Raw genomic sequence first — 14,082 nt, forward strand, 5'->3', positions numbered from 1 at the left:
CCACAAGAATTGATTTATCACGGACGTGCGGAGCCCTCGCGGGTCCGCGCTTGGCTTCGGGCGTGATGGGTGCGCGACGCGTTGCGTTGCGTAGACAGGCACAGTAACTTGCGCGCTCGTTTCTCGTGTTACGGGTTCGCTACGGATTCTTATCGAGGCATCCGAAGCACGCGTTTTCACTCCTGCTATGCTGGCGTCAATTCATTTTGGCGATCAGGCATCCGCTATGTGTGCATCACCGTCGGGCGACCCATCCAGCACTGGCAGCGGCCGTCCGGCCGTTGCGCCGGACCCGTCCGCGAAATTCACTGAAGCGCTGAATAAAGTGTTGCCGCTGATCGACTCGCAGCTGCCTCTAGATGCAAAACTGTTAGCCGAGCTATTGCAGGTTGCCGCCGTCAGTTCTCTGGGTCTGGGGCGGCTGGTCGATGCCGAGTCTTATTGGCGCCGGTCCATCGAAGCGAACCCCGCATTCGTGGACGCGTATACGAACCTCAGTACGTTCCTGAAAGGGCAAAACCGATTGCACGACGTGGTGACGCTGCTTCGCCAATTGCTCGACGTGCGTCCTGATCTTGTCGATGTTTACAATGAGCTTGGCTCGCTGTTGCAGGATCTCGGGCGCCTGTCCGAAGCCGAGACGGCCTACCGGCAAGCGGCGTTGACGCGTCCCGAGCGCGTCGAGTTTCACTACAACCTTGCCACCGTGCTGCGTCCGCTTGGCCGTTGGAACGAAGCGGCGCAGGCGTATCAGCGGGCCATTGCCTTGCGTCCCGACTTCGTTATGGGCCACAGCAACCTCGGCAACGTGCTGAAGGAACTGGGACGTCTGCCTGAGGCAGAGGACGCCTACCGCCAGGCACTCGCCATTCACAGCGACTACCACATCGCGCGATACGGACTGGCTATGCTGCTGCTCAGCGTGGGACGCTTTGACGAAGGCTGGCGTCTATACGAAGCACGTCACGCGGACCCCATGTCGCTCCAGTACAAGACGCAGAGAGTCATAGGCCGGCCGCGTTGGCAGGGCGAACCGCTGGCGGGGAAAAAGCTACTGGTCTGGCAGGAGGGCGGCCTCGGCGACGCGATTCATTTTGGCCGCTATCTTCCGCTGCTCAAAGCACAAGGCGCCGCGCAGATTGCGTTTGTCTGCGCGCCATCGTTGCACCGGCTGTTTGCGACGGTCGAAGGGGTGGATGTGCTGCTGACCCATGAGGCCGGATGGGCAGCGTCGGCGCAGTACGATTACTGGATGAGCCCAATGAGTGCGCCGCTTTATATGCGCACGACGGTGGATACGATTCCGCCGCCGGTTCAACTGAAGCTTGAATCGTCGCTCGTGGAAGTCTGGCGCGCGCGTCTTGCCGCTCTTCCTCCGGGACGCAGGATTGGCCTCGTATGGAAGGGCAATGCCCAACATCAGAACGACGCCCACCGGTCGCTCGAATCGCTCACGATGCTGGCGCCGCTCTGGCGCGTGCCTGGACTCAGCTTCGTGAGTCTGCAAAAGGGCGAGGACGAAGCCCAGTCGCCGCCCGTCGATCAGCCGTTGCTGCATCTCGGTTCAGAGGTGACGGACATGGCCGATAGCGCTGCCGTCATCGCGCAACTGGACCTTGTGATCTGCGTGGATACGTCGATTGCGCATCTCGCCGCGTCGGTCGGAACGCCGTGCTGGGTGATGTTGCCGGCTGAGGAAATCGACTGGCGCTGGATGCATGGACGCACCGACTCTCCCTGGTATCCCGAGACGATTCGTCTGTTCCGCCAGCCTTTGGGCGCGAAGTGGTCCGAGCTGATCGAACAGGTACGGCAAGCGTGCAGCAGTGGCGACTTGTGACGACGTATGGCAAGATCGCGATGATCTCTCAATCACGTTAGGCTTCGCGCAGGCCTGCACACTTCAGGAGACCTCATGTTCGACCACGTCAAATTCGGAGTCAGCGACTATGCAGCGAGCAAAGCGTTCTTCGTCAAGGCACTCGAACCGATCGGCGTAGCGGTGATCGCGGAGGGGGTGCCGACGTACGGTGTCGAGCTTAGCCCGCCGGGTAAGGCTTCATTGTGCCTGTATCAGAGTGAGGAGAAGCCGGCGCATCTTCACCTGGCGTTCACTGCCGAGAATCGCCAGCAAGTCGACGCTTTTTATCGCGCAGCGCTGGAAACGGGCGGCAAAGACAATGGTGCGCCGGGTCTGCGCCCGCATTACCACGCGAACTACTATGCCGCTTTTGTCATTGGTCCGGACGGGCACAACATCGAAGTGGTCTGCCATCAACCTGAGGCCTGATCCTTTCATCAAGCGGACTCGCCAGGCCAGGCTGCGTGCTGCCGATCGCAGCCTGGCATAAGCCGACTGTAGGCTCTTACAATTCGATCACAGTCCCGGCGTCGTCAAAGTAATAAATGTTTTCGTGCTTGAAGCCCCAGGGCCCGCCGCGCTCGCCTATATGAGGTTCGAAGGTGAAACATCCTGCCTCTCCCAGACGGCGACGATTCCCAGCTTCGATATACAACCGGTCGTCTCTGTGCCGGCAAATGCTGTGGCCCACGTTACCGAGAAAGTCGAGGTTCTCGAATCCTTCCAGACGGATCTGCTCGTTGGCGAATTCGTACAGATCGTGAAACGAGGTATCCGGCTGGACAAACAGACGCATCCTCTGATGCAGACGGCTTTCGGTTTCGTACCCGGATCTGAACTCCGAAGAGATGGGCGCGAGGCGTGCTACGCCTTCTTCGATGTAAAACGAGCGCGCACAGTCGCCCCAGATATCCCCGCTTCGCGGACTGAGGTCGACGGTCACAAGATTTTTCAGGCCGACAGGTTCACTGCTGGGCTCGTACACTCGCCCCGACAACGAAGCCTTGCTGCGAGAACCCAGTAAAACAAACGCGGGACAGTCGTAATACCACGTGTCCGAATAGCCGCGTTCGGCGAGCATCGCAGTCGCTGTCGATGCGATCGAAGACTCTGTGGACTCGGGTGTTATGTATTCAACCAGCCGTTGCAATACCTCTTTGGCCGCGGCTTGAACTGGTTTATTCAATGGGATCGGCAAGACAGGCTCCGTGGTTGCAATCTGGGCGGACGGGATGGATTGACGTCGGGCGGATCGGGGGTGTCGAATCGACGATAGTCCAAACACTGTGGAACGAAAGATTTTGCAAGACGAGGGCGCATAGAAATGCAATGCACCGTATCGTACTCTTGGTCGCACGGGGTTTCCTGTTGTTGCACGCGAGTGTGGAAACGCCGTTTCCACACAGTGTCTTCGTCGAAACGCGTTCCTGGCACTGCGGCGCCGGGCTATTCCCGAGTGGAGAGACGCTTGACCCGGTTACAACACATTACGGAGAATTGATCATGAAGAATGCGCTTATTGCTTCGCTGCTGATGTTGGCCGGTTCAATGGCATATGCTCAATCGCAAAACAATGGAGACGGCGGAGGCGGTCAGTTTCATGGCAACCCGGCAATCGCCGCAGCTTGCGACGGGAAGCCGGTGGGTACAAAAGTTTCGGTGACGCTTAGGGATGGACAGCCTCACGAAATAGAATGTGGAGTGCATCATCGCCCCCAACCGCAAGATGGCGGAAATTCCGGAGCAGCTAACCCAGCGCAGTAAGGGCAGGTCCGACTACGCTGTCGCCACAAAAGAGTACAGACAAGAGATAAGACGCCGTATGAAAAAGCCCGTCCGCGTAGGTGAAACGATGAAAACGAAGCTGGGGGCCGCGATTGCAGCGGTATTGATCGCAGGCGTGTTCACCGGTTGCGCCGATGTGCCTGACAAGAACACGCCGGAGGCCGGGACCTACGGCACCTACCCTAAGGACTACAAGGCTCTGATCGATGCTTATCAGCAGACGACGTTCAAGGAACCTTCGAGCGCCGTGGTGCAATATCTGAATGAACCGTCGACAGGATGGACGCGAACTGCACCCGGAGCGCCTGCCGTGTTCGGTTATCGCGTGTGCCTGATAGTCAATACGAAAAACAGTTACAGCGGCGATGTCGGCAACCTGCTCACCGAGGTTTTCATCCGCAATGAAAAGGTGATGAGTTACCGCGTCGCCGATCATTCGAGCAGTGCATACGACGCCGTTGTGCAGAGTGCGTGCGACTCGGCCAGCCCCAAATAAAGCGCGTGCACGCCATAAGGCACTCACTACCCGTGCTATTGATCGCCTGCGACTGCCGTTCCGTTCGGGCGGATCAGCGAGTCGCCTTGAAAGACATGATACGGCGACTCTTCGAGATCCATGTGATCGGGGACAGGTAATCCGTAGCCGCGTCCCTCGGCCGATAGTCTGGGAACCGTTTCCCGACGGCGCGCGGCCCATCTCGGGACTCCGTGACGACCAAAATGGCGCGATACCAGAAAGGTGCTCAACACGGCCATGAAGCTAGACCCGTGCCGAGATACTGCTCAGTCACCGCCGCCATGCACATCTGAAAAAATAAATGCGGACGATTGTCGAATTCGATGGGCGCCATTCGTCAACCTGATGAGTTGCTAAACATGCTCATAGAAAGGATGGAAACCGAATGAAATTTCTTCTGACGTCCGGCGGCATCACCAACGCGAGCATTCACGCCGCACTGGTGGATCTGTTGGGCAAGCCTATCGCCGAGTGCAGCGCGCTCTTCATTCCTACTGCCATGTATGCCTATCCGCGCCATGCTGCCATGGCGTGGCAGGCGTTCGCTGGAAAAGCGCGAAGTCCATTGTGCGAACTGGGCTGGAAGTCGCTGGGCGTTCTGGAACTCACCGCACTGCCGAGCCTCTCTAAAAAAGATTGGATCCCCCTGGTGGAAGAGACGGATGCCCTGTTGGTGTGGGGCGGTGATCCTGTCTATCTCGCTGACTGGATGCGTCGTTCCGGCCTTGCCGAGCTATTGCCTTCACTGCGAGATGAACTGGTTTACGTGGGCGTTAGCGCCGGTAGCATGGCGGTGTCTTCGACATTTTCGGAAAACTACACCCAGCCGCCCAGTGGTAATCGCGATGCGCTGATGTCTGAGAACTTTTCGTTCGCAACTGCAGAGGGCGAGGTTGCAAGCCTGCTCGTCACCGCTCACGGAGCAGGTTGGGTCGACTTTGCATTGATCCCGCATTTCGACAATCCGGCTCATCCGGATGCCTCCTTGGAGAATGCTGAAAAATGGGCCGCCAGGATACCGCTGCCGGTCTATGCCATTGATGATCAGACCGCCATCGCGGTGAGCGATGGTGCAGTCCAGGTCGTTTCCGAAGGTCAGTGGAAATTGTTTTTGCCCGTTGCGTAGGGGGGCCGTGCGTGGCGAAAAAAGCGCAAATGGTGCCTTTGTTTCAAAGGAGACTCCCTGGTTTAACTAGACGCGGTGAACCGGCCGGCGCTGCCTCAATTTGCTCACTGATGAAGGCGAGCAGGAGCTCGCTGAGCCGAACCGGCTGCTCCTGTTGGATCCAGTGACCGGCGCCGTCTATCAGCTCGATGCCACCCATTCTCGTCGCCGCTTTCATCCTCATAAGATCGAGCGCGCCCGGCGCCGAATAGGTGCCCCAATCGCTCTTCCCGCCAATGAAGAGCGAAGGGACATCGATCGTCTTGCCCGAAAACAGGCGTAACTCGGCGTTCAGGTCAGGATCGGACAAGACGCGATAAGCCTGCAGGGCGCCCTGAAACCCAGTGCGGCCATACTCCTCCGTGTACACCCCAAGTTCCAGCTCGGTGAGCCATTTGCAGGCCAGGACCTCGGCGGCCGAAGGTTGGAATGGAGCAACGGTCTCGGGCATCGTCCTGCCGAGATCCATGACGTAATAGGGGGGCATTTGTGCAAGTTCTGCGGCGGTTAGCGCGTTCAACGGATGCGGCTTGTTCCCCGGCCAGTCGGCGCTCTTGACGTAGAAAAATGCACGAAGAAACGCGTGTAAGCCTTGAGGGGGCTGCCACATGTCCTGGTTCGCCTTCCGTGTGCTCAGGTATTGCTGGTAATACTCTCTCGGCGGGTTGAGCGCCGCCAGCGCGGCCGCCAGGTTTTGAGTGCCACTGTTCGGTTGAACCGACGATACCTCGCTTTCCGCAATGTTAAAGGGAAGCGTCGGCGGACCGGGGAACGGTGCGCTCATCAGCACCACCGAGGGAAAGACGTCAGGTCGGGCCAGCGCACAATAGGCCGCCACGGGCGAGCCGAGGTCGTGCCCGACAAGCATTGCCGTGCGCCGATACCCCAACGCCAAAACCAATCCGAGGGCGTCGCGCGTCATATTCAAGAGGCTGAAGGGCGCTAGCTGGGCGTCATAGTCGTTCACCCAACCGGTGGTACGGCCAAAACCCCGCTGGTCGGGCGCCACAACATGGTAGCCGGCGTCAGCCAGAAGCGGGATCAGGTGTCGCCAGCCGTAAGCCAAATCGGGAAAGCCATGCAGAAGCAATGCGAGCGGCCGGCCGGGGTGTTCGTAACCGGCTTCGAGAATATGGACATCAAGGCCGTTGACCCCACGGATCATGCGCGAGCGGACCCCCTTGGGAAGCGTTCCCTCGCCATATGTTGATGTGGTCAAATCAATTCCTCCTATGGGGTTTGCGCGGACGGGTCGAATTAAAGCCGCAACGAGGCTGACCGCGCCCATCGCTAAGACGGCTCGTCGGGACGCCGATGGCTTGAAGCTAAGTGGATGACTCATGACGGAACGTACCGTCCGCTTGCAAGCGCTGTCTTCAGCTTCAGCGAAAACCCACGCGGCAAACAATTCGCAAGGCGGCCGGGCAATCGAGGACGATCAGCCCCGACACGAAGGCGCTCTGCGTACGGTGAGCGAGCAAACCCGCACGTTTCGTCTTCATTGACTCCTGCCGCAATCTGGGCAGGCCGCGCATCGCTGAACGAACCTTCCTGGCTGGCGATTGGGTCGGGGCGCATCACCGGACTCCTAATATGGTGATCACCATAGTATGTCAATCACCATAGAATCATCAAGCGAAACGTGCTATGTTCCCGGCATGCCACGTAAGACTGACGCCCGCGCTCGCGCGATTGCCACGGCCGAACGACTGTTCCGCATCCAGGGCTACACCGCGACGGGATTGATCCAGATCCTTGAAGAAAGCGGTGCGCCTAAAGGATCGTTCTACTTTCACTTTCCACGCGGCAAGGCACAACTCGCAGAAGAAGCAATCGATAATTACATTGCGAATCGAATTGCTGTATTACGGGACATCTCGGCGAATACGACGGGTGATGCCCTGAATTTTGTCCATCAGATTTTCAGGACATTCGCGGCCGAAATGGTCGCCTCTGATTTCCAGTATGGATGTCTAATGCAAAATCTGGCGAATGAGTTGCCTGCGCTCGACGCTGAGCTGACCAAACGGGTAGCGCGCGGATTTGTTGAGTCGACCGAGATTATTGCGGAGCATTTTAGGGGGTGCGGTTTTGCTCCCGCGCGCGCGTCCTCTACCGCAGCCGCATTGGTAGCCGCCCTCGAAGGCGCGCGGACGATCGCCCGCCTGGAACGCACGCCGGCTATATTCGAGGCGCTGGCAGACGTTAGTGTCCAACGGTGGGTTGCCTCCGAGGGGTGATCCGGTCCAATGTTCCCGGTCGGACGCAAGTCGAACTGGCCGTCGGGCTCACGGCGGCTGAACGACGGCTTCTTGCCGTTCAGCGCACATTGGCAGCAAAAAAATTGCGGGGGAGATGGGCTATCTCTCCCCGCGACGGGAACGCTCCAGTACATCCACGATTCGCCGTGGACGACAATGCGCGGATCGTGCCCTGCATCAGTGTTGATGGGATCTATTTCCGGATCAACACAGTCTTCGGGTTGGTGAAAAGCAGCCGCCCTTCGAAGCCATGCTCCGTGCCCAGGCCAGACTGCTTGTGGCCTCCGAACGGAATATCGACCCCTTGGGTGTGGATTTCATTCACCCATACCATGCCCGTTTCCAGACGGTTTGCGACAGCAACTGCTGCCGCCGTATCGCGCCCCCACACCGACCCACCCAATCCAAAAGGGCTGTTGTTCGCACGCGCGATCGCATCTTCTACATCATCGTAAGCGATGATCGGAACAATCGGACCGAACTGCTCTTCCTGCACAATCCTGGCGCTTTCGGGCGGGTTGTCGACCACGGTGACCGGGATGAAGTAGCCGGGCAGATTCTCGTCGACGTCGCCGCCAAGGACGATGTTTTGGCCATTGGCCTTAATGTCATCGATGAAGGCTTTTACCTTGTCGAACTGCATCTTGTTCTGGACCGGACCAACAGTGACCTCATGATCGAGACCGTCGCCCAGCTTTTGCTGCCGTGCGTAGTGAATGAACGCCTGCACGAATTCCTTGTGAAACGAGCGATGGACATAGAGTCGTTTGATGCCGACACACCACTGCCCCGAGTTTCCAACTGCTCCCCAGAACAGTTGCGGGATGATTGACCTGTAGTCCGCATCTGGAAGTATGATCGCAGCGTCATTGCCGCCCAATTCCAGAGTCACACGCTTCACGGTACCTGCGGCTGCACGCAGCACGTGCTTCCCGGTTTCCGTCGAACCGGTGAAGCTTATCTTGGCGATGTCTGGATGACTGGTCAGTTGCGGGCCGAGCTCGTTGCCTCCTGAGACGATGGAAAGCACGCCGGGCGGCAGTATGGACTGGGCAATCTGCCCGAAACGCAGCGCAGAGAGTGGCGTGAATGGCGAAGGCTTGATCACCATCGTGTTGCCGGTGATCAGCGCCGGCGCCACTTTCCAGAGCGCGAGCAGCACCGGGAAATTCCATGGCGTGATTGCGCCGATCACGCCAAGCGGCGTGTGATGCAGTTCAACGATGTGTTCGGCGGTCTCCTCGACAACTTCTACGAGGATGCGGCGCTCGGCGATCTGGCGGATCCACGAGATCGACTGGTCAACCTCCGGCTCGGCCATGGTCCTGAGCGGTTTGCCCTGTTCCTGTGTGAGCAGGCGTGCCAGCTCGTCGCGGTGGGCTTCAAGTGCGTCGGCATAGGCGTTCATGTATTTCTGACGACCGTCATAGCCTAGTGCCGACCAGCTTTTGAACGCAATTTTGGCTGCGGCAATGGCTGCGTCGAGTTGCTCGGCCGTCGCCGCGGGTGCTTCGGCTAGCACTTTGCCAGTGGCCGGATTGATGACATCGAAGCTGTCTTTCGATTCGACGAGCTTGCCGGCGATGCTGAGATAGTACGGGCCGTCAAAAACGCCGTTGGGTTGAGTTGTTTGAGGTAATGCAGACATGTACGATTCTCCGGTGAGTACTTTCCGTTGATTCCCGCGGTCGGGAACTGACCGCTCGGGAGATAAGCGCGGCGCGCAATACGCGGCGCCGCTGCGACTGATTGGTGTGCTGCGCGACGTTCGCCTCCTCTGGCCATCCTGCATCGACGACGGCTGGCCAAGGTCGCGATTTCACGCAAACGCCGGTTGGTTCTTGACGCTCGGACGTTCCCGCATTTTCGTGTACCAGGCTAGAAGTGCTTCGCACTCCTCAGGCACCGGCAGCTTCACGATCGACGCGAAGACCAGGCCGCCAATGACGGTGATGTCGGCCATCGAGAAAGCATCCCCTGCGACAAACGGCTGCTTTTTCAAAACGTCATTGAAGTAGTGCATGCCTCTCAAGGCTTTGTCGCGCTGACGAAACCCCCATTCGGCGTTCTGATAGCGCTCGACGTTGGGCCCGAGCCCTGGCGTGGCGTGGTGGAAATAGACACTGATGGCGTCGAGCAACTCCAGCTCGGCTCGCTTGCTCATCATGTGGATCACGCCCTTTTCGAACGGTGTTCTGCCGGTCAGCGTGGGTGCACCATCGAGCGTATCGAGGTATTCGGTAATGGCGGTGCATTCCGCGATACAGGTTCCGTCGTTGAGTTCGAGGACCGGCAGCGTGCCTGAGTAGTTTTTCCCGGAGATGAACTCGGGCGTTTTGTGCTCACCCTTGTAAAGATCGACCATCACGAACTCGACATGCGATTGCAGATTTTTCTCGGCGAGAGCGATACGGACGCGTGTCGGATAAGGCCCTTTGGGGAAATCGTAAATCGTCATGATTGGGAGTTTGGCTAAATCGAAATTGATGCTGCTGGTTGTCATGTTTGCCTCTCTAAGCGGTCTGTTACATGCGTCCGGACGTATGGGAGGCATGGATCGTCTCTCTACCTAACGTTCGTTAGGTTTACGATAGGGGGTATAATTGCATCTGTCAACAGTCATTCCAGCTTGCGGAGGCGGTAGCAGTGAAGAACAACTCGGGCTTGAGTTCCAGGGAGCAAATCCTGATGGCCGCCACAAAGATTGCGCAGGCGCACGGCTATGGCGGCTTGAATTTTCGTGATCTCGCTGAAGATGTCGGCATCAAGGCTGCGAGCATCTACCATCACTTCGCAAGCAAGGCCGATCTCGGCGCAGCGGTAGCGAGGCGCTATTGGGAGGACTCAGGAGCTACTCTGGATGCACTTTTGGCCGGATCCGCAAATCCGATCGACTGCCTGCGCCACTACCCCGATACGTTTCGCAAGGCGCTTGAGAGCGGTAATCGCATATGCCTCTGCAGCTTCATGGCCGCGGAAACTGATGACCTGCCAGAAATGGTGACGAGAGAAGTCCAGACCTTTGCGGATGTGAATGTTGCGTGGCTGAGTAAGGTGCTATCCGCTGCGGGCGTCGTCAGCTCCGAAGATAGCGAACGGCGTGCTCGCGCCATCTTCGCGGCCGTGGCAGGCGCTCAGCTTATTGCCAGGAGTCGCTCGGATATTTCTCTATATGACGGCTTAATTGAAAGCTATCGCGTTGCGGGTCTTCTGCCGGCTTAACAGTGGCGAGAAAATCGGTCCATGTGGATTTTCGGATCCACGAAGTGCGGACGACCGCTTTTTCCGCAGGAGCAGACCCACGAACGTCGGATCAGGTGTCAGCCTCAAGGTCGCCTCATGCTGCGAAGCCGAGTTCGACAAATGTCCGAATCTGCGGCAACTCGCGATAACGGCCGACCTTCGGGCGGTCTTGCGGATCGGGCGGACTACCGTGACTCAAAACGATCAACGGAAACGGTCCGGGGCCATCAGGCATATAGGTGGTCGCGACTATGTCACGTTCGTGATCGCCAAAGAGTCCGTGCTCGGTCATCGGCACCTTGACGACCGTTTCGTGGAGGTCCGTTGCGATAGGTTGGGACTCGTCGGCAGCGCGCGCAAGACTTGAAACAGAAGTGATCAATGCGCCTGAGATCATTAATTTGATCAGACGGACGCGAATCTGATTTCGGCAAGTGATTGGTCCCATGTGTTATTTCTGATTAACCTTGCGTCAAGATTTTTGTTGTCGCGGCGTAAGGCAGGTGCGGATTCCAAGCCTTTTTGTACTATAAATCCCCTAGGCAGGTTTCTCCGGTACTGGGCGCATTGGTGGTGCGCCTGCGCGCGAGACCGCGCTTCGGGTGCATTCCCCACGCCGGTCGATGTATGCGTTTTGGTTCACGCGCCGAGAGCGAAGGGGGACAAAATGGTAGCAAACGATGGTACGCGGGCGGTCGATCCCTCGCAATACGTCGCTCAACATCTGCAGCATTTCACCGCGTCCGGGCCGACCGCTTTTGCTACCGGAGATTACGCGCGAACCTTCATGTGGAGTGCCAACGGGCTCGTTGTGGCGAGCGTACTGCTTGTCGTCGTCACGGGCCTCACGTTGCTTACGGACCGATGGCCTCTGTTCAGGCTCAACCCGGTCATGGGCTTCGGCAAGCGCCTGTACCTATGGTGGTCCTGCGCCTGGCGTCAATGGCTTGCGAGCACGCTGTTTGTCGTCATCGGCTTTTTCGCCTTCCACTCTCTGGTTGCGACGGCAACTCTGCCGCTCATGGCATTCGCGACGCATCTGATGACGTCTGGTGCAACGAGGACGGCGTTCGCATGGCCGTTTACGCTCATGGAGATACCGGTCGTTCTGGCCATCCTGATCTACCTTCTGCTGAGCCTGCCGCTCGCGGGATACATGGTACGAAGTGGACTCATTGCGCACGCCATTTCCGGCACTGAACCATTCGGCCTCTGGCGAGCAACGTTGCTAGGCGTGACCACCTATGTGTGGTCCGTCCCAGGCAGTCTGCTGATCGCCGAACTGGCCATCTGGTTTCCCCATCATGTCGCCGAGATACTTCGCGGGCTAGGCCTCGTGGCGTGGGGCATGTACATCGTGTTGCCGCGCCAACTGCGCAGGATGACGCGCTCTATCCAACCCGGGTAGCAGGGCCGGCCAGGAGCGGGGCGCCGTTCCACCGCCGCAAGTCGTTGAGAGACTAGCGATAGTTCACGAGGTTGATGATGTCGTTGAGGAACCACGGCAGAATCAATTGAGTATTGGGATCGCTGACACCGACGGTGAGCCTCGGTGGCCTTGACGCGGAATCGCCGGATGTTGCGCCGTCGGGCGAATGCAGGATGTAGCTATCCGTTTCGGCTGAACCCGGCTGGTTGGTCTGGCTGGTCGCGGGCGACGATGTCGAGGCGCAGCCGGCGGTGAGCACGACGAGGGTCGCCGCGAGGTAAAACGACTTCATGATGGTCAACTCCAGCACGTCACTTTGACAATATGACCGGTGACGAATGCGTCCACGGTACGTGGCTAGATTCTGCGGAACATTGGAGGCGCAGTCCGCCCCTGCAGCGAGCTTCGAAATTACCACAAGCGCCGGTTCAAAACGCTGTCGTATGGTCGCTTATCGCGTGTTTTTGCTTTCGAATTCCAACAGCGTGACGCGCTTCCGGTTCTGCGCGGTCTGCGTGACTCCCGAAACTCGATCAAGGCGGACGGTTTCAAGCGGCATGGTCAGTGTTGGGTCCGATCGTTAAGAAGAGGCTTTTCGTAGTTGACCCGCGGGCAGTAGCGGCACGCGCCACTACCCGCGGGTCAGTTGCAGAAGTATCTTGCACCGTCTCGTCAGGTCTCGCAGAACTCAGTGAGCCACGAGCCCGCTAGCCGAGGCATTTCAAGGCCCGCGCGCCAGGTGGAACAAGCGCGTCGCACAATCGTGCAACCACGCGAGAACGATCACCGGCCGCGTGAAGCGCCTGCCCTGGATTGCTCGGCCATGATGTGAGTCAGTCGGGACATCTTCCGCGGCATGTCGAGTTCCCGCCGGTTCCTGCACCCAGTATTCGAATGGATGGAAAATCCGTGTCCGCGCCACCGGCATGGTTTGTCCGGTCGCATATCGATCGTGGATGTCCTCGTCGATTTTCGATTCGGTGGGATGCCGAGTCGGGTAGATCGTTTGGACGGGCTGGCCGTGCAGGGCGCGGGGCGATGCTTTCTTGTTCATAGTTATCTCCGTTAGTAAGACCGGAAACGGAGACGCTAAAAACAAAACAGGCCTCATCCGTTTCCGGAGAGGCCTGTTGATTAACACTTCCTGAATCTAACGCGAACGGGCCCCCCGCAGTGCATCCTGATGGATGTACGTGCCGCCTTGCTCCGCGAATGAGGGGAAGTGGTTCGTCAACATAGCGTGAAGTGTCTATGTGAACGCGTCGTCTGTCAATCGACGCCATGTTGTTCCTGCACGACATTTCATCAGATTGCGATAGATGCCGCGGGACAATTGCCCCGCATCGCACACACCGGTTTCTCAACTAAAGGGCGGCTAATCGGTACGTCACAAAGTGCTCATCTTTTGACACGATGGAGAAGCCGAGCTTCTGATAGAAGCGCATCGCCCCTTGATTGCACAAGAAACATGACAGCGTCAGTGGCCGGCCGGATTCGGACGCACGTGCCATCAACGTTTGCATCACCTGTCGACCGATCCCTCGACCGCGATAGTCTGGTTGCAGGAGCAAGAGCGACAAGTGAACTTCCTCGATCTCATCCTTGAGCGCGACATACCCCACCGTTACCGATCCGAAGGTTATCGAAATGAATTCCGGATCTCGATAGGAGGTGTTGAATCGCTCTTGCTGGAAGCTCTCGTCCCAACCGAATGTCTGCTCGATATGTTCGTGCAGCGACAGTTTGTAGAGCGCAAATAGCGCTTGTCTATCCACAACACCTTCGGACATCTGACGCAATCGAATTGCGCTCGCGTCAGAG

Annotated in this window: 16 protein-coding genes; 8 read left to right on the forward strand and 8 right to left on the reverse strand. The window is 58.2% G+C overall.

The window, feature by feature from the left end; translation table 11 throughout:
* Positions 1–226 precede the first annotated feature (226 nt).
* Positions 227–1,840 (forward strand): tetratricopeptide repeat protein, encoded by a 1,614-nt coding sequence (locus P3T42_RS08790; protein ID WP_429305765.1) that lies wholly within the window; start codon positions 227–229, stop codon positions 1,838–1,840.
* Between the two features lie 75 nt (positions 1,841–1,915).
* On the forward strand, positions 1,916–2,290 hold the full coding sequence (locus tag P3T42_RS08795) for a VOC family protein (protein ID WP_074294478.1): 375 nt from the start codon (positions 1,916–1,918) through the stop codon (positions 2,288–2,290).
* A gap of 76 nt (positions 2,291–2,366) precedes the next feature.
* On the opposite strand, the gene P3T42_RS08800 is transcribed toward P3T42_RS08795, so the two are convergent.
* Positions 2,367–3,059: a M24 family metallopeptidase gene (locus P3T42_RS08800; protein WP_429305766.1), complete on the reverse strand. Its 693-nt coding sequence runs from the start codon at positions 3,057–3,059 to the stop codon at positions 2,367–2,369.
* 305 nt (positions 3,060–3,364) lie between these two features.
* Between P3T42_RS08800 and P3T42_RS08805 the strand changes: the two genes are divergently transcribed.
* The 3 genes from P3T42_RS08805 to P3T42_RS08815 all read left to right on the forward strand — a co-directional run bounded on the left by P3T42_RS08805 (position 3,365) and on the right by P3T42_RS08815 (position 5,289).
* The gene (locus P3T42_RS08805) at positions 3,365–3,625 is read left to right on the forward strand and encodes a hypothetical protein (protein ID WP_429305767.1); all 261 of its coding nucleotides are present in this window, start codon (positions 3,365–3,367) and stop codon (positions 3,623–3,625) included.
* A 58-nt stretch (positions 3,626–3,683) separates the two neighbouring features.
* A complete protein-coding gene (locus tag P3T42_RS08810; RefSeq protein ID WP_429305768.1) occupies positions 3,684–4,142 on the forward strand; it encodes a hypothetical protein in 459 nt (152 codons plus the stop codon).
* A gap of 406 nt (positions 4,143–4,548) precedes the next feature.
* Positions 4,549–5,289 carry a Type 1 glutamine amidotransferase-like domain-containing protein gene (locus P3T42_RS08815; RefSeq protein WP_074294480.1) on the forward strand — a complete coding sequence of 247 codons (741 nt, stop codon included), beginning with the start codon at positions 4,549–4,551 and terminating at the stop codon, positions 5,287–5,289.
* A gap of 43 nt (positions 5,290–5,332) precedes the next feature.
* On the opposite strand, the gene P3T42_RS08820 is transcribed toward P3T42_RS08815, so the two are convergent.
* Positions 5,333–6,493, reverse strand: coding sequence for an alpha/beta fold hydrolase (locus P3T42_RS08820; RefSeq protein ID WP_429305962.1), 1,161 nt, complete (start codon positions 6,491–6,493; stop codon positions 5,333–5,335).
* 445 nt (positions 6,494–6,938) lie between these two features.
* Here P3T42_RS08820 and P3T42_RS08825 point away from each other — a divergent pair, with 445 nt between their 5' ends.
* Positions 6,939–7,568 (forward strand): TetR/AcrR family transcriptional regulator, encoded by a 630-nt coding sequence (locus P3T42_RS08825; RefSeq protein ID WP_429305769.1) that lies wholly within the window; start codon positions 6,939–6,941, stop codon positions 7,566–7,568.
* 214 nt (positions 7,569–7,782) lie between these two features.
* Here the strand turns inward: P3T42_RS08825 and P3T42_RS08830 are convergent, their stop codons facing one another.
* Both P3T42_RS08830 and P3T42_RS08835 read right to left on the reverse strand, forming a co-directional pair.
* A complete protein-coding gene (locus P3T42_RS08830; protein ID WP_429305770.1) occupies positions 7,783–9,237 on the reverse strand; it encodes an aldehyde dehydrogenase family protein in 1,455 nt (484 codons plus the stop codon).
* Positions 9,238–9,408: 171 nt separating this feature from the next.
* The gene (locus P3T42_RS08835) at positions 9,409–10,092 is read right to left on the reverse strand and encodes a glutathione S-transferase (RefSeq protein ID WP_429305771.1); all 684 of its coding nucleotides are present in this window, start codon (positions 10,090–10,092) and stop codon (positions 9,409–9,411) included.
* 185 nt (positions 10,093–10,277) lie between these two features.
* On the opposite strand from P3T42_RS08835, the gene P3T42_RS08840 reads away from it, so the two are divergent.
* The gene (locus P3T42_RS08840) at positions 10,278–10,811 is read left to right on the forward strand and encodes a TetR/AcrR family transcriptional regulator (protein ID WP_429305963.1); all 534 of its coding nucleotides are present in this window, start codon (positions 10,278–10,280) and stop codon (positions 10,809–10,811) included.
* Positions 10,812–10,926: 115 nt separating this feature from the next.
* Here P3T42_RS08840 and P3T42_RS08845 read toward each other — a convergent pair whose 3' ends face one another.
* Positions 10,927–11,280 carry a hypothetical protein gene (locus tag P3T42_RS08845; RefSeq protein ID WP_429305772.1) on the reverse strand — a complete coding sequence of 118 codons (354 nt, stop codon included), beginning with the start codon at positions 11,278–11,280 and terminating at the stop codon, positions 10,927–10,929.
* A gap of 219 nt (positions 11,281–11,499) precedes the next feature.
* Here P3T42_RS08845 and P3T42_RS08850 point away from each other — a divergent pair, with 219 nt between their 5' ends.
* Positions 11,500–12,240 carry a hypothetical protein gene (locus P3T42_RS08850; protein ID WP_429305773.1) on the forward strand — a complete coding sequence of 247 codons (741 nt, stop codon included), beginning with the start codon at positions 11,500–11,502 and terminating at the stop codon, positions 12,238–12,240.
* A 52-nt stretch (positions 12,241–12,292) separates the two neighbouring features.
* On the opposite strand, the gene P3T42_RS08855 is transcribed toward P3T42_RS08850, so the two are convergent.
* The 3 genes from P3T42_RS08855 to P3T42_RS08865 form a co-directional block, all read right to left on the reverse strand.
* Positions 12,293–12,553: a hypothetical protein gene (locus P3T42_RS08855; protein WP_429305774.1), complete on the reverse strand. Its 261-nt coding sequence runs from the start codon at positions 12,551–12,553 to the stop codon at positions 12,293–12,295.
* 429 nt (positions 12,554–12,982) lie between these two features.
* The gene (locus P3T42_RS08860; RefSeq protein ID WP_429305775.1) at positions 12,983–13,315 is read right to left on the reverse strand and encodes a hypothetical protein; all 333 of its coding nucleotides are present in this window, start codon (positions 13,313–13,315) and stop codon (positions 12,983–12,985) included.
* A 310-nt stretch (positions 13,316–13,625) separates the two neighbouring features.
* Positions 13,626–14,051 (reverse strand): GNAT family N-acetyltransferase, encoded by a 426-nt coding sequence (locus tag P3T42_RS08865; protein ID WP_074294490.1) that lies wholly within the window; start codon positions 14,049–14,051, stop codon positions 13,626–13,628.
* Positions 14,052–14,082 lie beyond the last annotated feature (31 nt).

The organism is Paraburkholderia sp. GAS38 (assembly GCF_050434965.1).
GTDB lineage: Bacteria > Pseudomonadota > Gammaproteobacteria > Burkholderiales > Burkholderiaceae > Paraburkholderia > Paraburkholderia phenazinium_A.